The sequence below is a fragment of the Pseudomonas sediminis genome, from assembly GCF_039555755.1.
GTDB lineage: Bacteria > Pseudomonadota > Gammaproteobacteria > Pseudomonadales > Pseudomonadaceae > Aquipseudomonas > Aquipseudomonas mendocina_D.
The window spans coordinates 2,957,706-2,980,418 of the sequence record NZ_CP154631.1 but is presented as its reverse complement, the minus strand read 5'-3'; the positions used below and the strand labels follow the sequence as shown (position 1 = coordinate 2,980,418).

The 22,713-nt window shown below is 62.2% G+C and carries 20 protein-coding genes and 2 pseudogenes; 7 read left to right on the top strand and 15 right to left on the bottom strand.

The window, feature by feature from the left end:
- Nucleotides 1–129: 129 nt before the first annotated feature.
- The gene (gene ffh, locus AAEQ75_RS14045) at nt 130–1,509 is read right to left on the bottom strand and encodes a signal recognition particle protein (RefSeq protein WP_343349350.1); all 1,380 of its coding nucleotides are present in this window, start codon (nt 1,507–1,509) and stop codon (nt 130–132) included.
- Between the two features lie 157 nt (nt 1,510–1,666).
- Here ffh and AAEQ75_RS14040 point away from each other — a divergent pair, with 157 nt between their 5' ends.
- Both AAEQ75_RS14040 and AAEQ75_RS14035 read left to right on the top strand, forming a co-directional pair.
- A complete protein-coding gene (locus AAEQ75_RS14040) occupies nt 1,667–2,467 on the top strand; it encodes a cytochrome C assembly family protein (RefSeq protein ID WP_143505909.1) in 801 nt (266 codons plus the stop codon).
- A gap of 10 nt (nt 2,468–2,477) precedes the next feature.
- Entirely contained in the window at nt 2,478–3,764 is a 1,287-nt protein-coding gene (locus tag AAEQ75_RS14035; RefSeq protein WP_143505910.1) for an HlyC/CorC family transporter, read from the top strand.
- On the opposite strand, the gene AAEQ75_RS14030 is transcribed toward AAEQ75_RS14035, so the two are convergent.
- Genes AAEQ75_RS14030 through AAEQ75_RS14010 form a run of 5 tightly spaced genes read right to left on the bottom strand, consistent with a single transcriptional unit; the run spans nt 3,736 to nt 7,017 of the window.
- Entirely contained in the window at nt 3,736–4,470 is a 735-nt protein-coding gene (locus AAEQ75_RS14030; protein ID WP_143505911.1) for an SGNH/GDSL hydrolase family protein, read from the bottom strand. The genes AAEQ75_RS14035 and AAEQ75_RS14030 overlap by 29 nt on opposite strands.
- Nucleotides 4,467–5,648 carry a formate-dependent phosphoribosylglycinamide formyltransferase gene (gene purT / locus AAEQ75_RS14025; protein WP_143505912.1) on the bottom strand — a complete coding sequence of 394 codons (1,182 nt, stop codon included), beginning with the start codon at nt 5,646–5,648 and terminating at the stop codon, nt 4,467–4,469. Before purT ends, AAEQ75_RS14030 begins: the two co-directional genes overlap by 4 nt.
- 21 nt (nt 5,649–5,669) lie before the next feature.
- Nucleotides 5,670–5,876 carry a DUF1289 domain-containing protein gene (locus AAEQ75_RS14020; RefSeq protein ID WP_143505913.1) on the bottom strand — a complete coding sequence of 69 codons (207 nt, stop codon included), beginning with the start codon at nt 5,874–5,876 and terminating at the stop codon, nt 5,670–5,672.
- A complete protein-coding gene (locus tag AAEQ75_RS14015) occupies nt 5,863–6,390 on the bottom strand; it encodes a gamma carbonic anhydrase family protein (protein WP_003462726.1) in 528 nt (175 codons plus the stop codon). The genes AAEQ75_RS14020 and AAEQ75_RS14015 overlap by 14 nt, the downstream gene beginning before the upstream one ends.
- Before the next feature lie 21 nt (nt 6,391–6,411).
- Nucleotides 6,412–7,017, bottom strand: coding sequence for a CoA pyrophosphatase (locus tag AAEQ75_RS14010; protein ID WP_143505983.1), 606 nt, complete (start codon nt 7,015–7,017; stop codon nt 6,412–6,414).
- A gap of 149 nt (nt 7,018–7,166) precedes the next feature.
- Here AAEQ75_RS14010 and AAEQ75_RS14005 point away from each other — a divergent pair, with 149 nt between their 5' ends.
- Entirely contained in the window at nt 7,167–7,721 is a 555-nt protein-coding gene (locus AAEQ75_RS14005) for an NUDIX hydrolase (protein ID WP_143505914.1), read from the top strand.
- Nucleotides 7,722–7,739: 18 nt separating this feature from the next.
- A complete protein-coding gene (locus AAEQ75_RS14000) occupies nt 7,740–8,243 on the top strand; it encodes a L,D-transpeptidase family protein (RefSeq protein ID WP_090336169.1) in 504 nt (167 codons plus the stop codon).
- Between the two features lie 45 nt (nt 8,244–8,288).
- Here the strand turns inward: AAEQ75_RS14000 and AAEQ75_RS13995 are convergent, their stop codons facing one another.
- The 3 genes from AAEQ75_RS13995 to purL form a co-directional block, all read right to left on the bottom strand.
- Entirely contained in the window at nt 8,289–8,606 is a 318-nt protein-coding gene (locus AAEQ75_RS13995; protein ID WP_099526535.1) for a YqfO family protein, read from the bottom strand.
- 156 nt (nt 8,607–8,762) lie between these two features.
- Nucleotides 8,763–8,939, bottom strand: coding sequence for a CDGSH iron-sulfur domain-containing protein (locus AAEQ75_RS13990; RefSeq protein ID WP_260679057.1), 177 nt, complete (start codon nt 8,937–8,939; stop codon nt 8,763–8,765).
- Nucleotides 8,940–9,169: 230 nt separating this feature from the next.
- Complete coding sequence (gene purL, locus AAEQ75_RS13985) at nt 9,170–13,066, bottom strand: phosphoribosylformylglycinamidine synthase (RefSeq protein ID WP_343349349.1); 3,897 nt, start codon at nt 13,064–13,066, stop codon at nt 9,170–9,172.
- A gap of 167 nt (nt 13,067–13,233) precedes the next feature.
- On the opposite strand from purL, the gene mltF reads away from it, so the two are divergent.
- The gene (mltF, locus tag AAEQ75_RS13980; protein ID WP_343349348.1) at nt 13,234–14,700 is read left to right on the top strand and encodes a membrane-bound lytic murein transglycosylase MltF; all 1,467 of its coding nucleotides are present in this window, start codon (nt 13,234–13,236) and stop codon (nt 14,698–14,700) included.
- A gap of 4 nt (nt 14,701–14,704) precedes the next feature.
- On the opposite strand, the gene AAEQ75_RS13975 is transcribed toward mltF, so the two are convergent.
- From AAEQ75_RS13975 to AAEQ75_RS13960, 4 genes are all read right to left on the bottom strand, one after another.
- Complete coding sequence (locus AAEQ75_RS13975; RefSeq protein WP_343349347.1) at nt 14,705–15,172, bottom strand: hypothetical protein; 468 nt, start codon at nt 15,170–15,172, stop codon at nt 14,705–14,707.
- A gap of 21 nt (nt 15,173–15,193) precedes the next feature.
- A complete protein-coding gene (gene tadA, locus AAEQ75_RS13970) occupies nt 15,194–15,670 on the bottom strand; it encodes a tRNA adenosine(34) deaminase TadA (RefSeq protein WP_343349346.1) in 477 nt (158 codons plus the stop codon).
- A 41-nt stretch (nt 15,671–15,711) separates the two neighbouring features.
- Nucleotides 15,712–17,082, bottom strand: coding sequence for a multicopper oxidase family protein (locus AAEQ75_RS13965; protein ID WP_343349345.1), 1,371 nt, complete (start codon nt 17,080–17,082; stop codon nt 15,712–15,714).
- Between the two features lie 262 nt (nt 17,083–17,344).
- Nucleotides 17,345–17,533 (bottom strand): hypothetical protein, encoded by a 189-nt coding sequence (locus AAEQ75_RS13960; RefSeq protein WP_343349344.1) that lies wholly within the window; start codon nt 17,531–17,533, stop codon nt 17,345–17,347.
- 234 nt (nt 17,534–17,767) lie between these two features.
- Here AAEQ75_RS13960 and istA point away from each other — a divergent pair.
- Nucleotides 17,768–18,874 (top strand): annotated as a pseudogene (gene istA, locus AAEQ75_RS13955) (IS21-like element ISPst3 family transposase); the annotation flags it as partial.
- A gap of 61 nt (nt 18,875–18,935) precedes the next feature.
- A protein-coding gene (locus AAEQ75_RS13950) for an IS3 family transposase (RefSeq protein WP_430523416.1) occupies nt 18,936–20,089 on the top strand; the annotation gives its coding sequence in 2 pieces (ribosomal slippage) (nt 18,936–19,173 and nt 19,173–20,089; 1,155 coding nt in all).
- Between the two features lie 6 nt (nt 20,090–20,095).
- Here the strand turns inward: AAEQ75_RS13950 and AAEQ75_RS13945 are convergent.
- Both AAEQ75_RS13945 and guaA read right to left on the bottom strand, forming a co-directional pair.
- Nucleotides 20,096–20,719: pseudogene (locus AAEQ75_RS13945) on the bottom strand (tyrosine-type recombinase/integrase); the annotation flags it as partial.
- 305 nt (nt 20,720–21,024) lie between these two features.
- On the bottom strand, nt 21,025–22,602 hold the full coding sequence (gene guaA / locus AAEQ75_RS13940; protein WP_343349343.1) for a glutamine-hydrolyzing GMP synthase: 1,578 nt from the start codon (nt 22,600–22,602) through the stop codon (nt 21,025–21,027).
- Between the last annotated feature and the right edge of the window lie 111 nt (nt 22,603–22,713).

The following is a 22,713-nucleotide window of genomic DNA, read 5'->3' as shown; positions in this document are numbered from 1 at the left end:
CCTGTAGTCGGTGCTAACTTGAGGCACACATCAAAAATGGGCCTAGGCCCGAAAGGCCGCATATTTTAAGGATTATGCGGCGGTTTGCAAATCTCTTTTTCCGGACGACCATCGGCCGGCGTACAGGCCTCAGAATTTCGGCATTCCGCCGCCACCCGGAAGCATGCCACCCATGCCGCGCATCATCTTGGCCATACCGCCCTTGGCGGTGAATTTCTTCATCATCTTCTGCATCTGCTTGTGCTGCTTGATCAAGCGGCCGATGTCCTGCACCTGGGTACCGGAGCCCCGAGCGATACGGCGCTTGCGCGAGCCACTGATGATGTCCGGGTCGCGGCGCTCAGCAGGCGTCATCGAGTTGATGATCGCCTCCATCTGCTTGAACTGCTTCTCCGCCGCACCTTGAGCATTGCCCATCTGCGACAGATTAACGCCACCGATGGACGGCAGCTTGTCCATCAGACCGCCGAGGCCGCCCATGTTTTTCATCTGCTGCAGCTGATCACGGAAGTCTTCGAGATCGAAGCCCTTGCCCTTCTTCAGCTTCTTGGTGAGTTTCTCGGCCTTCTCGCGATCAAGGGTCTGCTCGGCCTGTTCGATCAGGCTGAGCACATCACCCATGCCGAGGATGCGCGAGGCGATACGATCCGGATGGAAGGGCTCGAGCGCGTCGCTCTTCTCGCCCATACCGATGAACTTGATCGGCTTGCCGGTGATATGACGGACGGACAAGGCAGCGCCACCACGGGCGTCACCGTCGACCTTGGTCAGCACCACACCAGTCAGCGGCAGCGCCTCACCAAAGGCCTTGGCGGTGTTGGCGGCGTCCTGGCCGGTCATGGCATCGACCACGAACAGCGTTTCGACCGGTTTGACCGCCGCATGTAGCGCCTGGATCTCGGCCATCATTTCGCTATCCACGGCCAGGCGACCGGCGGTATCAAGGATGACCACGTCGATGAACTTCAGCTTGGCTTCGCGGATCGCTGCGTTGGCGATATCCACCGGCTTCTGGCTGGCATCGGAGGGGAAGAAAGTCACCCCGAGGTCGCCCGCCAGGGTTTCCAACTGCTTGATTGCCGCCGGACGGTAGACGTCAGCCGACACCAGCAGCACAGACTTCTTCTTGCGCTCCTTGAGGAACTTGGCCAGCTTGCCGGCGGTGGTGGTCTTACCCGCCCCCTGCAGACCTGCCATCAGCACCACGGCGGGCGGGGCTGCGTTGAGCGCCAGATCTTCGTTGGCCGCGCCCATCAGCTCTTCCAGCTCGGCGCGGACGATCTTCACGAAAGCCTGTCCTGGGGTCAGGCTCTTGGAGACTTCGGTACCAACGGCGCGATCCTTGACCTTGCCGACGAAGTCCTTGACCACCGGCAGAGCCACGTCGGCCTCGAGCAGGGCCATGCGCACTTCGCGCAGCGTATCCTTGATGTTGTCTTCGGTCAGCTTGGCCTTGCCCGTGACGTTACGCAGCGTCTGGGACAGGCGATCGGTAAGATTTTCGAACATGCGCGTTCCTTTGATAGGTGCGACCCGGCGCGCCGGGTGTGCGACAGGCGGCGGATTATAGCGAAGTCGCCGAGCTGCCGACACCGCCGGCAGTCTTTCGTGCCGACGCCCATCTGTGCCACACTCAGCGCCTTTCGGGCTCGCCTTACACGGATTTATGCACCCTCTGTTGCCCAGTCTCGCCGCCGCCCTCCTCTACGCCGGCGCCGCCGCTTACCAAGGCCTGCGTCTGACGCAGCGCAGCATCCCCGACAAACGCCTGCTGGCGTCGCTAGGTGTGCTCGCCCTGTGCCTGCACGGCATCGGCCTGTTCTACCAGCTGTATGACGTACACGGCCTCAATCTGGACTTCTTCAACGCAGCCAGCCTGATCGCCTGGGCGGTCATCGGCCTGATTCTGCTGGCCTGCCTGCGCATTCCGGTGGAAAACCTGCTGCTATTGCTGTTCCCGCTCGGCACGCTGACCGTGCTGGCGGCCGAATTCATGCCCAGCGGCACCATCAACCCGATCGACGAGCACCCCGGCATCCTTGCCCACATCCTGTTCTCGATCATGGCTTACGGCATGCTCACCATCGCCGTGTTCCAGTCGATCCTGCTGCTGTTGCAGGACCATCAGCTCAAGCACAAACACCCGTCCGGGCTGATCCGCAACTTTCCACCCCTGCAAACCATGGAGAGCCTGCTGTTCGGCTTTCTCTTCGCGGGCTGGCTGCTGCTGTCGCTGTCGCTGCTGTCCGGCGCGCTATACATCGATGATCTGTTCGCCCAGCACCTGGCGCACAAGACCATTCTTTCCTGCTTCGCTTGGGTGGTTTTCGCCGTTCTGCTGTGGGGTCGCCACCAGCTTGGCTGGCGCGGCCACAAGGCCATTCGCTGGACCCTCGCCGGGTTCTGCCTGCTGATGCTGGCCTACTTCGGCAGCAAGCTGGTACGCGAATTCATCCTGCACATCTGAGGCAGACGTCGTGGACGACATACATTCGAGCTACCTGCTCGGCCTGCTGATTTTCCTCATCCTCTGCTCGGCGTTCTTCTCCAGCTCCGAGACCGGCATGCTCAGCCTCAATCGCTATCGGCTCAAGCACCTGGCCAAAGAAGGACACAGCGGCGCCAAGCGCGTCACCCGCCTGCTTGACCGTCCGGATCGCCTGCTCGGCACCATTCTGGTCGGCAACAACGTGGTCAACATCCTCGCCGCCTCCATCGCCACAGTGCTGGCGGTGGACATGTGGGGTGAGGCAGGTATCGCCATCGCCACCGCAGGCCTGACCATCATCGTACTGATCTTCGGCGAGATCACGCCCAAGACCCTGGCCGCCCTACGCCCGGAATTGGTGGCCTTCCCCGCCAGTCGCGTGCTCAGCCTGCTGCTGCGCGTGCTCTACCCGGTGGTGTGGCTGACCAGCGCGATCAGCAGTGGCCTACTGCGTCTGTTCGGCGTCGATCCGTCACAGCGCGCCAGCGACAGCCTGTCTACCGAGGAGCTGCGCAGCGTGGTGCGTGAGTCCGGCTCGGAACTGCCGATGAATCGCCAGAGCATGCTGTTGGGCATCCTCGACCTGGAACGGGTCACGGTGGATGACATCATGATCCCGCGCAACGAAGTGACCGGCATCGATCTCGACGACGACCTGGAAGTCATCATCGGCCAGTTGCGCAGTACCTCGCATACGCGCCTGCCGGTGTTTCGTGGCGACATCAACCAGGTCGAAGGCGTGGTACACATGCGCCAGATAGCCCGTCTGCTCAGCCACAACCAGCTGACCAAGGACAGCTTGCTGGCAGCCTGCAACGAGCCCTATTTCATCCCGGAAAACACGCCGCTGGCGACCCAGCTGATCAATTTCCAGAAGCAGAAGCGGCGCATCGGCATCGTCGTCGACGAGTATGGCGAGGTGATCGGCATCGTCACCCTGGAAGATATCCTCGAAGAGATAGTCGGCGACTTCAGCAACCAGGACAGCCTGCGCAGCCCCGACATCCACCCTCAGGAAGACGGCACGCTGGTCATCGACGGCGCCGCCTACATTCGCGAAGTGAACAAGACCCTCGGCTGGCATCTGCCCAGCGATGGTCCCAAGACCCTCAATGGCCTGATCACCGAAGCCCTGGAGACCATCCCTGACAGCAGCGTCTGCCTGAAGATCGGCCCCTATCGCCTGGAGATCCTGCAGGCGGCGGACAACCGGGTGAAGAGCGTCCGCGTGTGGCAGGTGAAAAAGGTCAAACCGGACGCTGCAGCGACGGAGTGAGGCGCTCGGCCAGGCCATCGGCCCAGCGCCGGTAGCCCAGTGCCGACGGGTGATAGCCATCCTCGGCCAGGTAATGCGCCTCGAACGGCAGGTCCAGCCGGCAATGCAATGCGCCAAGGCGTTGCGCCAGGCCCTGCAACTCAGCATCCAGCAAGCGGGCCCGCCAGCCCATCAACTGCCGCAGCAACCAGGGCAAGGCGCTGAAATGCTGCAACGGCGGTACGCCGCTGAATGCCACGTGACAGCCCTGCTCGCCCAGCGCAGTGGCCATCCCGGCCAGTGACTGCAGCCAACGCTTGCTCGGTGTGAGGTGAGTGGTGTCATTGACGCCGAACACCAGCAGCGCCAGGTCCGCGGGCTCCGTCAATGCCTGCGGCAACAGGCGCTCACGGGCCTCAGGCGCGGTGATGCCATTCTCGCCACAGGCGCGCCAGCGCACCGGTCGCCCCAGACGTTCAGCCAGGGCGGCGGCCAGGCAACTTGCCAGGGACTGATCGAAGCGGGTGACCCCAACGCCTGCCACGGTCGACTCACCGATCAACAGCAGGTGCAGCGGCTCACCAGGAAGATGCGCAGCGGCGACGCCGATCGGCTCGCCCTGCGCAACCGGCAGACGCAAGGCGGTACGCCGGGTGTTCAGGGCCAGAGGCAGCGCCAGTGGCAGCAATGGCACAGTTGCCAGCCACCACAGCGCATGCCGACTCACAGCTGGACGCGAACCGCTTGCGCGCTGCGCAGTGCCTTGGCACGTGCAGCCTCGATGGATTCGTCACGTGCCAGCGCCACGCCCATGCGGCGCTGGCCTTTGACTTCAGGCTTGCCGAACAGGCGCAGCGCCGTGTCTTCCTCGCTCAGCGCAGCGCCAAGGTTGGCGAAACTGGCCTGCTGCGAATTGCCCTCCACCAGAATCACCGCAGAAGCAGACGGCCCCATCTGACGGATCGTCGGAATCGGCAGACCAAGAATGGCGCGGGCATGCAGGGCGAACTCGGACAGCTCCTGGGAGATCAGCGTCACCAGGCCGGTGTCGTGCGGGCGCGGCGAAACTTCGCTGAACCACACCTGATCGCCTTTGACGAACAGCTCGACACCGAACAGACCACGCCCGCCCAGCGCTTCGGTCACCGCCAGGGCAACACGCTCGGACTCGGCCAGCGCTTTCGGGCTCATCGGTTGCGGCTGCCAGGATTCCTGGTAGTCACCGTTCTCCTGGCGATGGCCAATCGGTGCGCAGAAGCTGGTGCCACCGACATGACGCACGGTAAGCAGGGTGATTTCGTAGTCGAAGTCGATGAACCCCTCGACGATCACCCGCCCCTTGCCGGCACGGCCGCCTTCCTGGGCGTAGTCCCAGGCGCGCTGCAGGTCGGCGTCGCTTTTCAGGACGCTCTGGCCTTTGCCGGAAGAGCTCATGATCGGCTTGACCACGCAGGGGTAGCCGACGGACTTCACTGCTGCGGCGTAGTCCTCGAAGGTGTCGGAGAAATGATACGGCGAGGTCGGCAGGCCCAGCTCCTCGGCCGCCAGACGACGAATGCCCTCGCGGTTCATGGTCAGCTGTGCGGCACGCGCGGTCGGCACCACGTTGAAGCCTTCGGTTTCCAGCTCGACCAGCGTGGCAGTGGCGATCGCCTCGATCTCGGGCACGATGTAGTGCGGCTGTTCCTTTTCGATCACTGCACGCAGGGCTGCACCATTGAGCATGTCGATGACGTGGCTGCGGTGCGCCACCTGCATGGCCGGCGCATTGGCATAACGATCAACACCGATGACTTCACAGCCCAGGCGCTGCAGTTCGATCACCACTTCCTTGCCGAGTTCGCCGCAGCCACACAGCAGTACACGGGTCGCAGAAGACGACAGAGGGGTTCCAATACGGGGCATGAGTGTTCCTCGAACAGTGAATCAGGACGGAGTCAGTAAAAGACCGGAAGCGCGGGCGCGCTCCAGGCAGCGTTGCAGTACCTCGCGGCGCTCGGCATTGTCCATGCGGCCCCAGCGGGTGATTTCGGCGGCGGTACGCTGACAGCCGATGCAGATATCCTGCTCATCCAGCGCGCAGACATGCACACAGGGTGAACGCACCGGTTTTTCTATATCACTCGTCGTCATCAGGCACCAGCTCACGGGAATAACGCTGCGCATTATGAACGTAATGCGCAGCGCTGGCCTCCAGCATCTTCTTCTGCGGCTCGGTGAGCTCGCGCACCACCTTGCCCGGGCTGCCCATGACCAGGCTGCCGTCGGGAATCACCTTGCCCTCGGGAATCAGGCTGTTGGCGCCGATGATGCAGTACTTGCCGATCTTGGCGCCGTTGAGGATCACAGAGTTGATGCCGATCAGGCTGTAATCATCCACGCTGCAGCCGTGCATCATCACGTTGTGGCCGACGGTGACGCCCTTGCCCAGCGTCAGCGGAAAGCCCATGTCGGTGTGCATGACGCTACCGTCCTGCACGTTGCTGTTCTCGCCGATATGGATCAGTTCGTTGTCGCCGCGCAACACGGCGCCGAACCAGACACTGGCACCGGCCTCCAGGCGAACCTTGCCGATCAGGTCGGCGCTTGGTGCGACCCAGCTCTCGGGATGGGCGTCGACACGGGAGCTTCCCAGGCGGTATTTCATGCTTGTCAGTCCTCGGCGCTATCAGCGCAGGTGTATGAAGTGTTCGGGGGGCTGGTGCAGAGCGATCTGCGCATCGTCGAAGATCAGGTTGACCAACTCCACCACCATGATCGCGGTCAGGCCCCAGATGCGGTACTCGCCATAGGTGTAGGACGGCACGTACCAGCTCCGTCCTAGGTAGTCGATACGGTGGGTGACTTCGCGCGGGTCGCTGCGGAAGAACTCCAGCGGCACCGAGAATACCGAGGCGATCTCGGCGTCGTTGGGCTTGTACTCGACGTAATCCGGCACCAGCCCGACATAGGGCGTGACCTGAATGCCGTGACGCGACACCAGGCTGCTGAGCGGCCCAACCATCTCGACCAAACCAGGTGGCAGGCCAATTTCCTCCTCGGCCTCGCGCAGCGCGGTGTCCACCAGATCGCGATCTTCCGGGTCGCGCCGGCCACCGGGAAAGGCGACCTCGCCACTGTGGGTCGACAAACCACTGGCGCGCAGGGTCAGCACCAGCTCAGGTTCGTCACTGCGGGTAATCGGGACCAGCACCGCCGCCTCGGGGAAGCTGCGCTCGGTCTCCAGAGAGCGCGGACTGTAACCGCGCACACGATGGAGCAACTCGTCCAGCATGGGCATACTCGGAGTCTTGTTTTGCCAGGCATCATGGCATGAAAGCACGCGGCCGCCCAACCCCGACGACAGGACAGGCCGGCCGCAATAGCGGGCTTGCCGGCCACCTCTCAGCCGGCCAAGATAGCGCCAGAAATAGAGGAACGGGCATGAAGTTCTGCAGCCAGTGCGGCAACCCGGTCACCCGCATGATCCCCGCGGGCGACAATCGCATGCGCCATGTCTGCGGCAACTGCGCCACCGTGCATTACGAAAACCCGCGTATCGTTGCCGGCTGCCTGCCTGTGTGGGACGACCAGGTGCTGCTGTGCCGCCGCGCCATCGAGCCGCGCCGCGGCTACTGGACGTTACCGGCCGGCTTCATGGAGAACGGCGAAACAACCGAACAGGCCGCCGCCCGTGAGACCCTCGAAGAAGCCTGCGCCCGCGTACGCGACCTGAGCCTCTATACCCTCTTCGATCTGCCGCACATCAGCCAGGTGTACATGCTGTTTCGCGCCGAACTGGTCGACCTGGATTTTGCCGTCGGCGAGGAAAGCCTGGAGGTGCGGTTGTTTGCAGAGAGCGAAATCCCTTGGTCAGAGCTGGCTTTCCCGACCATAGGCCGTACCTTAGAATGCTTCTTCGCCGACCGTCGGCAGAATCTCTTTCCGGTACGCAATGAGCCACTCGAAGCGCTGCGTGCCCACTACACACCCCGTTGACCCTTGCGGACGTTCCCGATGCGCTGGTTGTTGCCCCTGCTTTGCCTGACCCTCAGCTTCAACGTCCTGGCCAGCACCACGCCAGCGACCAGCAGCCGCACCGTGGACAAGGTGCTGGTACTCAAATCCGAGCGCAAACTGCACCTGCAGCAGCGCGGCGAGACCATCAAGTCGTACCGTATTTCCCTGGGCAAACAGCCCAATGGCGCCAAGCAACGCGAAGGCGACCTGCGCACGCCGGAAGGCTTCTACTGGATCGACTGGCGCAAGCCGAGCGACAAGTACCAATTGTCGCTGCACATTTCCTACCCCAACGCGCGCGACCTGGCCAAGGCCAATGACGCCGGGGTGCCGCCGGGTAGCATGATCATGATCCACGGCACGCCGCTGGATGAGGAATACCCGGAGTGGTTCTTCCACACCCTCGACTGGACCGAGGGCTGCATCGCCATGAAGAACGACGACATGCGCGAGGTCTGGAGCCTGGTCAAGGACGGTACGCTGATCGAAATCAGGCCTTGAGCCACTGCATTGAAAAGGCGCCATCGGCGCCTTTTTCATATCGACTCAAAACTGCAGGTCGGACAAGCGCCAGACGTCGAAGGCCGGCGTTTCGTAGGGATGGGTCTTCTTCAGCGCCTTGACGGCGTCGTGGATCAACTCGTCGGCAACGACCATTTCCACTTTCCACTCGGCAACCTGCTCGACGCTGCCGACCTGACCGATGAACGGCTGGCTGCCGTCCAAAGCGCGGAACTGACCTTGGCCCAGCACCTGCCAGCAGCAGCTGTCGTAAAGACCTATGCGCCCGCCGCCGGCTGCGAACACCGCCTTTTTTACCGGTTCCAGATGGGTTTCCGGCACGTAGAAACACAGTTTGTACATCAAGTTCTCCGCAGATGGGCAACCGAACAACAGACAAGCCATGACGCCAACATGATGTCATTTCGCCATGGAGTTGTCTTGAGATCGCCCACACAAATCCACACGCAGCATTAAAACGATTCGCTGCTTTCGACTCAGGCGACGGGCATGGCGTTCTCAACGAGCGCCGAAAAAGCGCCGCCATCTGTCGGCCAGACCGCTGGTCGGCGGGCTGTGGCTACCATCGCAGTAGGGCAGGTCTGCGGATCGGCTACAGCGGCACAACAGCAGACGCTGCTCGCGCTCGGGTTGCAGAATCAGGGATTGTGCGCAGTCGGGTGGGCAGTCAGGCATCTCGGGCGAATGCCCGCAGCGGCATAGATGATGAGTTTCGCCGGCTTTGACCAGGCGGACTTCGGGAAGGATGGGCAGAGGATCATCGGCCATGGTTGGGCCTGTGTGGTTCGGATGGAATCCGAGCAGAGGGTTTGGCAACGGCTTCCCGGATTGCACCCGGGCTACCGGCCCTGCCCCCTCTCCCGTGAGCGGGAGAGGGTCAGCAGAAGGCCGCTACGCGGCCGTTATTAATCCACCCACACTCGGGCGTTACGGAACATGCGCATCCAGCCGCCATCTTCCTGCCACTCGTCCGGGCGCCAGGAGTTCTGCACGGCGCGGAATACGCGCTCCGGGTGCGGCATCATGATGGTCACGCGGCCGTCGCGGCTGGTCAGGCCGGTGATGCCACGCGGCGAACCGTTGGGGTTGGCCGGGTAGGTCTCGGTGACCTTGCCGTGGTTGTCGACGAAGCGCAGAGCCACGGTGCCGGACAGATCAGCTTCCAGCAGCGCCTCCTCGCTTTCGAACTCGGCATGACCCTCGCCGTGGGCGATGGCGATCGGCATGCGCGAACCAGCCATGCCCTGCAGGAAGATCGACGCCGACTCCTGAATCTGCACCATGGCCACGCGCGCTTCGAACTGCTCGGAGCGGTTGCGCACGAAGTGCGGCCAGAACTCGGTACCCGGGATCAGCTCGTGCAGATTGCTCATCATCTGGCAGCCGTTGCACACACCAAGGGTGAAGCTGTCGCGACGCTCGAAGAAGCCCTGGAAAGCATCGCGGGCACGCGCATTGAACAGCACCGACTTGGCCCAGCCCTCACCAGCGCCGAGTACGTCGCCGTAGGAGAAACCGCCGCAGGCCACCAGACCTTTGAACTCTTCAAGGCTGACGCGGCCGGCGAGGATATCGCTCATATGCACGTCGATGGCGGAGAAGCCGGCGCGGTCGAACGCGGCGGCCATTTCCACCTGGCCGTTGACGCCCTGCTCGCGCAGGATCGCCACTTGCGGACGCACCCCCTTCTTGATGTAGGGCGCTGCGATATCCTGGTTGACGTCGAAGCCGAGCTTGACCGACAGGCCGGGGTTGTCTTCTTCCAGTAGCAGGTCGAACTCCTGATCGGCGCCCTGGGCGTTGTCGCGCAGACGCTGGATGCGATAGCTAGTCTCAGCCCACTGACGCTGCAGCAGACGACGATCACCAGCGAACACCGGCTCGCCATTGAAACTGATGCTGACGTCGCTGTTGTTCACGGCCTGACCGATCACGGCCACGCAGTCGTCCAGACCGGCAGCGCTGAACTGCGCCAGCACCTCTGGCGTGGCGTCCTGGCGCACCTGGATCACCGCCCCCAGCTCCTCGTTGAACAGCACGGCCGGCAGCTCGGAGCTGTCATCAGCCAGCGCATCAAGGTTCAGCGACAGACCGCAATGACCGGCGAAGGCCATTTCCAGCACGGTGGTCAGCAGACCGCCGTCGGAGCGGTCGTGGTACGCCAGCAGGTGACCATCGGCGTTCAGGCCCTGGATCACGGCGAAGAAGGCCTTGAGGTCTTCGGCGTCGTCGAGGTCCGGCACTTGCTGGCCGATCTGCGAATAGACCTGTGCCAGGATCGAGGCGCCCATGCGGTTCTGGCCACGACCGAGGTCGATCAGAATCAGATCGGTCTCGCCCTTGTCCATACGCAGTTGCGGAGTCAGGGTCTGGCGGATGTCTTGTACCGGAGCAAAACCGGTGATCACCAGCGACAGCGGCGAAGTCACGCTCTTGTCGACGCCGTCGTCCTGCCAGCGGGTTTTCATGGACATGGAGTCTTTGCCCACCGGAATGGTGATGCCCAGTGCCGGGCACAGCTCCATGCCGACTGCCTTGACGGTGTCGTACAGACGAGCATCTTCGCCGGGGTGGCCGGCAGCGGCCATCCAGTTGGCCGACAGTTTGATGTCGGACATCTTCTCGATGCGTGCCGCCGCCAGGTTGGTAACGGTCTCACCCACCGCCATGCGCCCGGAAGCCGGGGCGTCGAGCAGTGCCAGCGGCGTGCGCTCACCCATGGCCATGGCTTCACCGGTGTAGACGTCGAAGCTGGTGGCGGTCACGGCGCAATCGGCCACCGGTACCTGCCACGGGCCGACCATCTGGTCGCGAGCAACCAGACCGGTAATGGTGCGGTCGCCGATGGTGATCAAAAAGCTCTTGCTGGCCACGGCCGGGTGATGCAGCACGCGACCCAGCGCTTCTTCGATATTCACGCTGGCAGCGCTGAAGTCATCGCCCTGCTCGGCTTCGCGGCTGACGCTACGGTGCATGCGCGGCGGCTTGCCCAGCAGCACCTCCAGCGGCATGTCCACCGGGGTGTTGCTGAAGTGGCTGTCGGTCACGGTCAGGTGCGGCTCTGCAGTGGCCTCGCCGACCACGGCGAACGGGCAACGCTCGCGCTCGCAGATAGCCTTGAAACGCTCGAAGTCGGCAGCGTCCACGCTCAGCACGTAGCGCTCCTGCGACTCGTTGCACCAGATTTCGTGCGGGGCCATGCCCGGCTCGTCGTTAGGCACGTTGCGCAGCTCGAAGCGGCCGCCACGACCACCGTCGTTGATCAGCTCCGGCAGGGCGTTGGAGATACCGCCGGCACCGACGTCGTGGATGAACTTGATCGGGTTGGCCTCGCCCAGCTGCCAGCAGCGGTCGATGACCTCCTGGCAGCGGCGTTCCATTTCCGGGTTCTCGCGCTGCACCGAGGCGAAGTCCAGGTCAGCCGAGCTGGCACCGGTGGCCATCGACGAGGCAGCACCGCCGCCGAGGCCGATGAGCATGGCCGGGCCGCCGAGCACGATCAGCTTGGCGCCGACCGAGATCTCGCCCTTCTGTACGTGGTTCTCGCGGATATTGCCGAGACCGCCAGCGAGCATGATCGGCTTGTGGTAGCCACGCACTTCCTCACCGCGCGGGCTGCTAACCGCCTGTTCGAAGGTACGGAAGTAGCCGTTGAGCGCCGGGCGACCGAACTCGTTGTTGAACGCGGCGCCGCCCAGCGGGCCTTCGATCATGATGTCCAGCGCGCTGACGATGCGCTCGGGCTTGCCGTAGGGCTTTTCCCAGGGCTGGAGGAAATCGGGGATGTTCAGGTTGGAGACCGAGAAACCGGTCAGGCCGGCCTTGGGCTTGGCGCCACGGCCGGTCGCGCCTTCGTCACGAATCTCGCCACCGGAGCCGGTAGAGGCGCCGGGGAACGGCGCAATGGCGGTCGGGTGGTTGTGCGTCTCCACCTTCATCAGAATGTGCACCGGCTCCTGCACCGCACCGTACTGGCGGGTCTCAGGATTGGGGAAGAAACGCCCGGCGGTGTGGCCGACGATGACCGAGGCGTTGTCCTTGTAGGCGGACAGTACGCCTTCGTTGTGCATCTGGTAGGTGTTCTTGATCATGCCGAACAGCGACTTGTCCTGGCTCTCGCCGTCGATGTCCCAGCTGGCATTGAAGATCTTGTGGCGGCAGTGCTCGGAGTTGGCCTGAGCGAACATCATCAGTTCGATGTCGTGCGGGTTGCGCCCCAGGTCATTGAAGCTCTTTACCAGGTAGTCAATTTCGTCCTCGGCCAGGGCCAGGCCCAGATCCTGGTTGGCCTGCTCCAGCGCGGCGCGGCCACCGCCGAGCACGTCCACGGCGGTCAGCGGCTTGGGCTCGGCGTGACTGAACAGCGCGCTGGCATCTTCCAGCGCACCCAGCACCAGCTGGGTCATGCGGTCGTGCAACAGCGCGGCGACAGCCGCACTGTCGGCCTCGCTCAGCTCGCCGCTGACGTAATAGGCGATACCACGCTCCAGACGCTGGACCTTGGCCAGGCCGCAGTTACGGGCGATATCGCTGGCCTTGCTCGACCAGGGCGAAATGGTGCCGAAACGCGGAATGGTCAGGAACAGTTTGCCGCTGGGCTCCTGCACCGGCACGCTCGGGCCGTACTTGAGCAGCCGGGCCAGCACTTGTTCCTCATCGGCGTTGAGCACGCCGGTGACGTCGGCGAAATGCGCGAACTCGGCGTACAGCCCGGTCACGGCCGGCACCTTGCTGGTCAGTTGCTCAAGCAATTTGCCATGGCGGAAAGCGGAAAGGGCGGGAGCGCCGCGCAGAATCAACATCGTCGGAACAGCCTCTGGGAAGGGGTGTGCTGGAGGCCGGGCATTCTACCCTAAAGCGTTGGCCTGCGGCACCTGTAGCCAGGCGCTTAAAGGACGAACGCGCACTAGCAGAGAAGCGAAGCGCTGTCGATATATGGCGCCGCCTGCGCTTTGCGTATACTGCGCCGATGTTTGCACGACCTGCGATACGCATGCGTTGCGCCAAAGGGCTGTTGGCGATTGGAACCCTCCTGATGCTTGCTGGCTGCGGCGAAGAACCCAAGCCCAGCGTACTTGAGCAGGCAAAGGCGGAGGGTGAGCTGCGCGTGGTCACTCGTAACAGCCCCGCTACCTACTTCCAGGATCGCAACGGCGCCACCGGTTTCGAATATGAACTGGCCAAGCGCTTCGCCACCGACCTCGGCCTCGAACTGAAGATCGAAACCGCCGATAACCTCGACAACCTGTTCGCCAGCCTGGACCGCGCCAACGGCCCGGTCATGGCTGCCGCCGGCCTGGTGGACACACCGCAGCGCCAGCGTCAGGCACGCTTCTCCATCCCTTATCTGGAAGTCACGCCGCAGGTCATCTATCGCCAGGGCGAGAGTCGCCCGACCAAGCCCGAAGACCTGGTCGGCAAACGCATTCTGGTGCTGGCCGGCAGCAGTCACGCCGAACAGCTGGCGGCGCTCAAGCTGGAACAACCGGAGCTGGAGTTCGAGGTATCCGACGCAGTGGAAGTGGTCGACCTGCTACGCATGGTCGATGAGGGCCAGATCGATCTAACCCTGGTGGACTCCAACGAACTGGCGATGAACCAGGTGTACTTCCCCAACGTGCGCGTCGCCTTCGACCTCGGCGACACCAACACCATGCGCTGGGCAGTAGCTGCCGGCGACGATGACAGCCTGCTGCTGGAGATCGACGCCTTCCTCAAGCGCGCCGAAGCCAACGGTACCCTGCAGCGCCTGAAGGAGCGTTACTACGGCCATGTCGACGTGCTCGGCTATGTCGGGGCCTACACCTTCGCCCAGCACCTGCAGAAACGCCTGCCACGCTACGAGAAAATCTTCCGCCAGGCCGCCCACAGCCATCAGATCGACTGGCGCCTGCTGGCAGCCATGGGCTATCAGGAGTCGCTATGGCAGCCCAACGCCACGTCCAAGACCGGCGTACGCGGCCTGATGATGCTGACCCAGCGCACCGCCCAGTCGGTCGGCGTGTCCAACCGCCTGGACCCCAAGCAAAGCATCGACGGCGGCGCCCGCTACTTCATCCAGGTGCACCAGCAATTGCCGGACAGCATCGCCGAGCCGGACCGCACCTGGTTCGCTCTGGCCGCCTACAATGTTGGCGGCGGTCACCTGGAGGATGCACGCAAGCTGACCGAGACCGAGGGCCTGGACCCGAACAAATGGGCCGACGTGCAGAAGATCCTGCCGCGCCTGGCGCAGAAGCAGTGGTACAGCAAAACCCGCTACGGCTATGCCCGCGGTGGCGAGCCAGTGCATTTCGTGCGCAACATTCGTCGCTACTACGACATTCTCACCTGGGTGACGCAACCACAGCTTGAAGGCACGCAAGTGGCCGAGAGCGGTATCCATGTTCCGGGTATCGACAAACGCAAGCCTGAAGAAGAAACCCCGCCGCTCTGAACACTCAGAGCAACTCCTGATTGCCCACCGCACAGCGACTGATTGCCTGCCTGGCCGGTGGCAAGCCTTTGAGGCGCGTGGCGCACTGCGCCTGACTCGATATCCGCTCAACCTGCAGATTGGCCTGCGCATCGATGCTGATTAGGTAGGGATGGTTATAACGCGCGCGATCGTTCCAGGCGCTGAACCGCTGAGCACTGAACACGCAGCGGTAGTCCAGGTGGCCGGTAAAGCCCTGAAAGCGATCACGCATGAAGATGTGGTGATAGCGCTGCCAGTCGCGATCGCGCTGGCCGACGCGCACGGCCTCCTGACACTCTTCAAGCGTGGTGATCTGCGGCTCGTGCAGGAAAATACTTTGCGCCAGGTTGGAGCCACCCAACTGCACGCTAGCGACCAGGTACACCTCGGGCTGCTCCGCGAACGCTGGCGCAGCCAGGAGCGTCAGCAGACTCAAGATCCGTTTGTTCATGCCTATTCCCTGTAAGAACGCTCAGCCTCGCCGAGCCTTGAAGAAATCTTTCAGCAGCGCCCCGCTGTCCTCGGCCAGCAACCCGCCCTCCACCAACACGCGGTGATTGAGAAAGCCCTGGTCGAAGAACTGCCCCTGGCTGATCGCTACCCCGGCACGCGGCTCGCTGGCGGCGAACACCACCCGAGCGATGCGCGCATGCACGATCAGGCCGGCGCACATGCTGCAGGGCTCCAGCGTGACATACAGGGTGCTGCCGGGCAGTCGGTAGTTCTGCACGCTTTCCGCTGCCGCGCGGATCGCCACCATCTCGGCATGGGCACTGGGGTCGTGACGTAGAATCGGGCAATTGAAGCCCTGCCCGACCACTTCGCCGTCTTGCACCAGCACAGCGCCGACCGGCACCTCGCCCTGCTCCGCGCCCAGGCGCGCCTGCGCCAGCGCCAGGCGCATGAAGTGCTCGTCACGCGAGCGGTCGATGATCTGCGGTCTTTTCATTGCATCAATCCGTAGGGCGCCGGCGAAAAACGGCGCCCACCCTACACCACTTCGATCGCCGCCATCAGCCCCGTTTCCATATGGTCGATGACGTGGCAGTGGAACATCCACACACCGGGATTATCGGCGACAAAGGCGATGCGCGCCGTCTCGTTCTTGCCCAGCAGATAGGTGTCGGTGAAATACGGAATGATCTTGCGCCGGTCCGAGCCCAGCACCTTGAAAGTCATGCCGTGCAGGTGGATCGGGTGCTGGTACTGCGCCATGTTGCGCAGCACGAAAACGTAGTGGCCGTCCTTCTTCAGCGTGGCGATCGGACGGTCCGCACAGGTCTTGTCGTTGATGTCCCAGGCCTGACCGTTGATCTGCCAGTACTTGTAGCTGCCGCCACGCTCGACATTCCCCGACAGCATGGCCGCCCACTCGAAGTTGAAGCGTAGCGTCTCGGCGCGCGCCAGATCCGGCTCGGCAATCGGATTGGCCGGCAGTGGCGGCGGCCAATCTCCGGCAGCTTCGGCGCTGGAGATGCCCTTCACGGTCGCCAGGCGCAGCGGCCCGTTGCGCAGGGATAACTCCTCTCCAGCAGCCGGAACCTTGAGCGCCAGGTCAAGGCGCATGCCGGGGCCGAGCCAGTATTCCTTGCCCAAAGGGCGCGGCTGCACGGGGTTGCCGTCCAGCGCATAGATACGCGCGTCGCCGCCCGGCAGGTTGAGACGGTAGGTGATGGTGTTGTCGACGTTGATCAGTCGCAGGCGCACCACCTGCCCGGCCGGCAACTCCAGTGTCGGGTTAGGCTCGCCGTTGATGGTGGTCAGGCGCCCACGCGTGCCCTCGCGCGCGGCCTGGCGCGGCACCAGAAACTCGGTGAACGCGCCCTGCTCGTCGATGTGCCAGGTTTTCAGGCTCAGCGTACGCTCATGACGGAACCCCGTCGGCTCGCGCTCCTCGACGATCAGCGGGCCGACAAGGCCGCGCCCCAATTGCTCGGCACTGGCGGTGTGCGGGTGGTACCAGAAGCTGCCAGCGTCGTGACAGATGAAGTCATAGTCGAAGTATTCACCCGGCAGCACCGGTGCCTGGGAAACGTAGGGCACGCCGTCCATCTCCAGCGGCAGACGAATGCCATGCCAGTGAATAGTGCTTTGCACATCGAGCTTGTTGATGAAGCGCACCCGCAAACGCTCGCCCTGGCGGCAACGCAACTCCAACCCTGGGGCCTGACCTCCATAGCCCCAGGCCGGCGTCTTGTGCCCCGGCACCAACTCAAGATCAAGCGGCGCGGCGATCAGCTCATAGTCATGGCTCGCCACGTTCGCCGGGCGCCCCAGCCAATAACGCACACCACCTGCGCCCAGGCCGGCCACACCCAGGCCAGCCAGGCCGGCAAGCACTTGTCTGCGGGTAAACGACATCTTCATCCTCGGCAATCTGCGCGCATACTCAATTGCGGTATCTTCTCATTTTCAACGAATGGAAAACGACCCCACTAGCAGAGTCGGGTTGCCGCAGCTCCAACCTGCGGGCATGAAAAAACCGGCCTAAGCCGGTCTTTTCATGCAGCGCTTCGGGATCACTCCCACTCTATTATCAACAGTCACGCACAGGCCAGTAAATCCTTAGCCCATAAGGCACGCAGAATTCTAAAACCATGAGAAATACCATAAAGGATCAAAATCACTTTTGAGAGTTTGTGTCGCCAGAAGCCACATCTCTATAAGCGACGCCAGTAGAAAACTGACGCATCAACACCACAAGCTCATCAACCGCCCCTTCGGCACAGACTTCGGCAACCAATTCAGCAGCATAAGCCGGATTAGCCAGGAAAAGCTCTGCCATTGCCTCATCGTGACTGCGATCTCTCATTCCCCACCTCGTTGCCTAGCTGGAAACAAACCAAATTGGTACCTAGGAGAATCATTCGCATCTCATAGGTTCACCTGGAGTGCGCAAACGATGATCGGGCTTCGCTGCATTGGCTAAGATGTTGCCGCTGACCGAAAACTGACCCAGTAGAGGCTGTTCTGCCGACTGAAAACTGACCCAGGTGTTCAACTGCTTCTGCTCAATTTTTGAGCAGGAGAACACAGGGTGATCAGTATGGAAATGATGGGCAAAATTCGGCGGATGTATTTCCGCGACAAGCTGTCGCTGCATGAGATAGCCAAGCGCACCGGGCTGGCGCGCAACACGATTCGCAAGTGGGTCAGAGCACCTGAGGCCAAGCAGCCGGTGTACCAACGCCGCGCGATCTTTAACAAACTCAGCCCTTTTCACGCCACGCTAGAGCAGGCGCTAAAAGCCGATTCGCTGCGCCCCAAGCAACAGCGGCGCAGTGCCAAGGCGCTGTTGGCGCAAATCAAAGCCGATGGTTATGACGGTGGCTACAGCCAGCTCACCGCGTTTATCCGTGCCTGGCGAGGGGGACAGGGCAAGGCGTCGCAGGCCTTTGTGCCGCTGACCTTTGCTCTTGGCGAGGCGTTTCAGTTTGACTGGAGCGAGGAAGGCTTGCTGGTCGGCGGCATTTACCGGCGTATGCAGGTGGCACATCTGAAGCTGTGTGCCAGCCGTGCGTTCTGGCTTGTGGCGTATCCGAGCCAGGGCCATGAGATGTTATTTGACGCCCATACACGCTCGTTCGGCGCCTTGGGCGGCGTGCCGCGCCGGGGCATCTACGACAACATGAAGACCGCCGTCGACAAGGTCAATAAGGGCAAAGGCCGGGCGGTGAATGCACGCTTTGCGGTGATGTGCGCGCATTACCTGTTCGATCCGGACTTCTGCAACGTCGCCGCTGGTTGGGAAAAGGGCATCGTTGAAAAGAACGTGCAAGACAGCCGCAGGCGTATCTGGCTAGACGCCCAGGACTGTCAGTTTCACTCCTTCGAGGAACTCAATGCCTGGCTGGGCCAGCGCTGCCGCGCGCTTTGGAACGAGCTGACGCACCCTCAATACAGCGGGCTGAGTGTGGCCGAAGTGCTTGAGTTGGAGCGCGCTGAACTGATGCCTGTGCCAGCGCCATTCGACGGTTACGTCGAGCGGCCTGCGCGGGTCTCCAGCACCTGCCTGGTCAGCGTCGGGCGCAACCGCTACTCGGTGCCGTGTGAGTACGCGGGTAAGTGGGTCAGCAGCCGTTTGTATCCGACGCGAATCGAGGTGGTGGCTGACGACGCGCTGATCGCCAGCCATGTCCGCTTGCTGGATCGGGGTTCTACCCCGTTAACACGGACACTTTCGAGTAAGCTCATATTGAGCAGAAGGAGTGTTCATGAAACGCAAGAAATACAGTCCCGAATTCAAGCGGGAAGCCGTTGAACTGGCTCGTCGTTCAGAGACCAGTTGCCGCCAAATTGCCCAAGAGATTGGAGTGGCCCCGAGCTTGCTAAACCGCTGGGTTCGGGAAGCACAACCGGGTATGGAGAAAGCCTTCCCAGGAACGGGAAGTCCGCGGGATGAGGAGCTTGCCCGCCTCAAGCGCGAGCTGGCCCGAGTGACCAAGGAACGTGATTTTTTAAGAGACGCGGCAGCGTACTTTGCCAGGGAGTCATCGAGCGGTACACGGTGATCCAGCGCTGCCGCAACGAGTACCCGGTACGCCTGATGTGCCGTTGCCTTAAGGTTTCTGCCAGTGGCTATTACGCCTGGCAGGATCGTGATCCAAGCCCCCGCGCTCGAGAGAATGCGCGCTTGGTGAAGCGCATTCGAGAGATTCACGAGGACAGTCGTGGTGTGATCGGAGCGCCACGTATGCACGAGGATCTGCTCGACGAGGGCGAAACTGTGAGCCTGAACCGCGTTGCTCGCCTGATGGCGGCTGAGCGAATTCAAGGCTGGCCACGCCGGAAGAGGCGTGGGTTTGGAAGAGCCGCCAGCGGCCGTCCAGCAGGTGTGAAAAATCTGCTGGAGCGCGATTTCACTGCGCAGGAGCCGGAGCGCAAGTGGGTCACGGACATCACGGAAATAGCCACACTGGAAGGCAAACTCTTCCTATGCGTGGTGCTCGACTTGTACAGCAAGCTGGTGATCGGTTGGTCGATGCACCACCGCCAAGATCGGCTGATGGTGATTCGAGCGGTGGAGATGGCGATCTGGCAGCGCCAAGGTGACTGGTCAGTGATCCTGCATTCGGATCGCGGTAGCCAATTCACCAGTGCGGACTATCAGCGCTTTTTGAATCGCAACACGCTGATCTGCAGCATGAGTGCCGTCGGTCATTGCGGCGACAACGCCGCCTGTGAGGGCTTCTTCGGTCAGCTCAAACGGGAGCGTGTTGCTCACCAGTCGTATCGGACTCGCGATGAGGCCCGGGCGGATTTATTCGATTACATCGAGCGGTTTCATAACCCACGTATGCGTCGTAGAGTCGCCCGGCAAGATCTGAAGTTTTCAGCCCTTTTCAAGCCGTCCGTGGAAATGGGGTAGAACCCTTTCGTCAGGCGTCAGCGCTCGATCACGCGGCTCGAATCTAGCGATCGTCGCAGGGCGCACCAAATCGGCCGGGTTCTCTACCTTCTGGCCACGTTCGATTGCCCAGCGGTATACCTGCAACACAATCTCCCGTGAGTGCACTGCCGTGGCGGGTGCCCCACGCTCAACAATTGCGTCTGTGAGGGTTCTTAAGTCCTCGTGCGTAATTTCGACCAACTTTTGGTTGCCGAATCTAGGCTTCAGCTCGCGTTCGTAGACCGAACGACGCATATCGCGGGTGCTATCGGCCATCTGGTAACCGCGCAGCCACTTATCAGCCCAGGTGCCAAAGGTTTCTGCGCCCTTGATACGCGCCTTATCTCGCGCTTTTTCCTTCGCTGGAGACTTACCGGCGGCGATCAATTTCTTCGCCTCGCCCAGTCGTTCACGGGCTTCAGCCAAGCTTATTCCGCCAACGCCATAACGCCCGAAAGTGATGGTCTCCTGCCTGCCGTGAATCGAGTAGTTGTACCGGAACGAGATCGAACCAGCAGGCGTAACGGCTACATAGAGGCCGTCACGGTCATTCACTTTGTAGAGCTTGTCCTTCGGTTTGAGGTGTCGCAGCTTGGTATCGGTCAGCATGGTCGCCAGAATCCTCCTGCAAAAATACCATGCTCAAAAACCAATCTTCCATATACATAAAATGCTTTAAAATTAGCAGGATATAAGTTTTTGATACCATGCCGCGCGAGAAAAACGCAGCATGGTACTCGGCCGGAGCATGGCATTGGGCTCGATCAATGCCCTGTACCATGCCATACAAAATCGTTGCTTGGCGATGCAAAAAGCTGCCAGTGATTGCCAGACGCAGAAACCAAAAAGCCCGCAATTACGCGGGCTTCAGGGCATTTATTGCTAATCGGTGCCGGTTCGTTCCAGACGTCCGATCATTCCCACTCAATCGTCGCTGGCGGCTTGCTCGACACGTCGTAGGTGACGCGGGAGATGCCTTCGATTTCGTTGATGATGCGGCCGCTGACGGTTTCCAGCAGCTCGTAAGGCAGGTGCGCCCAGCGAGCAGTCATGAAGTCGACGGTTTCCACGGCGCGCAGGGCAACGACCCAGGCGTAGCGACGGCCGTCACCAACGACGCCAACCGACTTCACCGGCTGGAATACAACGAATGCCTGGCTGGTCTTGTGGTACCAGTCGGCCTTGCGCAGCTCTTCGATGAAGATGTGGTCGGCGCGGCGCAGCAGGTCGGCGTATTCCTTCTTCACTTCGCCGAGGATGCGCACGCCCAGGCCAGGCCCCGGGAATGGGTGGCGGTAGACCATGTCGTAGGGCAGGCCCAGTTCCAGACCGATCTTGCGCACTTCGTCCTTGAACAGTTCGCGCAGCGGCTCGACCAGTTTGAGGTTCATTTCCTCCGGCAGGCCGCCAACGTTGTGGTGCGATTTGATCACGTGAGCCTTGCCGCTCTTGGCGCCAGCCGACTCGATCACATCCGGGTAGATGGTGCCTTGGGCGAGGAACTGGATGTTGTCCAGCTTGCTGGCCTCGGCATCGAACACGTCGATGAAGGTACGGCCGATGATCTTGCGCTTCTTCTCCGGCTCGGACTCGCCGGCCAGGTTGCCGAGGAACTGCTCTTCGGCGTTGGCGCGGATCACCTTGACGCCCATGTTCTCGGCGAACATGGCCATGACCTGGTCACCTTCGTGCAGGCGCAGCAGGCCGTTGTCGACGAACACGCAGGTCAGTTGGTCGCCGATGGCCTTGTGCAGCAGCGCCGCGACCACCGAGCTGTCCACACCGCCAGACAGGCCGAGCAGCACATTGGCGTCGCCAACCTGGGCACGCACGGCGGCAATGGCGTCTTCGACGATATTGGCCGGGGTCCACAGGGCTTCACAGCCGCTGATTTCCAGCACGAAGCGCGAGAGGATACGGCCACCCTGCTTGGTATGGGTCACTTCCGGGTGGAACTGCACGCCATAGTAGTGGCGAGTGTCGTCGCACATGGCGGCGATCGGGCAGCTCGGGGTGCTGGCGAGGATGTGGAAGCCTTCCGGCAGGCGGGTGACCTTGTCGCCGTGGCTCATCCACACGTCGAGGCCCAGCACGCCGTCGGCGTCGACATGATCTTCGATACCAGCCAGCAGCTGGCTCTTGCCGACCACGTCGACACGGGCGTAGCCGAATTCACGCAGGTCGGAACCTTCCACCTTGCCACCGAGCTGCTCGGCCATGGTCTGCATGCCGTAGCAGATGCCCAGTACCGGCACATTCAGGTCGAACACCGCTTGCGGCGCGCGCGGGCTATTGGCTTCGTGCACCGACTCCGGGCCACCGGCGAGGATGATGCCGCGCGGAGCGAAGGCACGGATGTCCTCGTCGCTCATGTCCCAGGGGTGCAGTTCGCAATAGACGCCGATCTCGCGAACGCGGCGGGCGATCAACTGGGTGTACTGGGAACCGAAGTCCAGAATGAGGATGCGGTGGGCGTGAATGTCGTGGGCCATGGCCGTCTCTCGTAGGTGTTCACAAATGACACGGGGCTGATCGAACAGCCCCGTTATTCATACATTGCAAAAATCGATTTGCCGCGTCGCGAGCGACGAACAGGCAAGGCG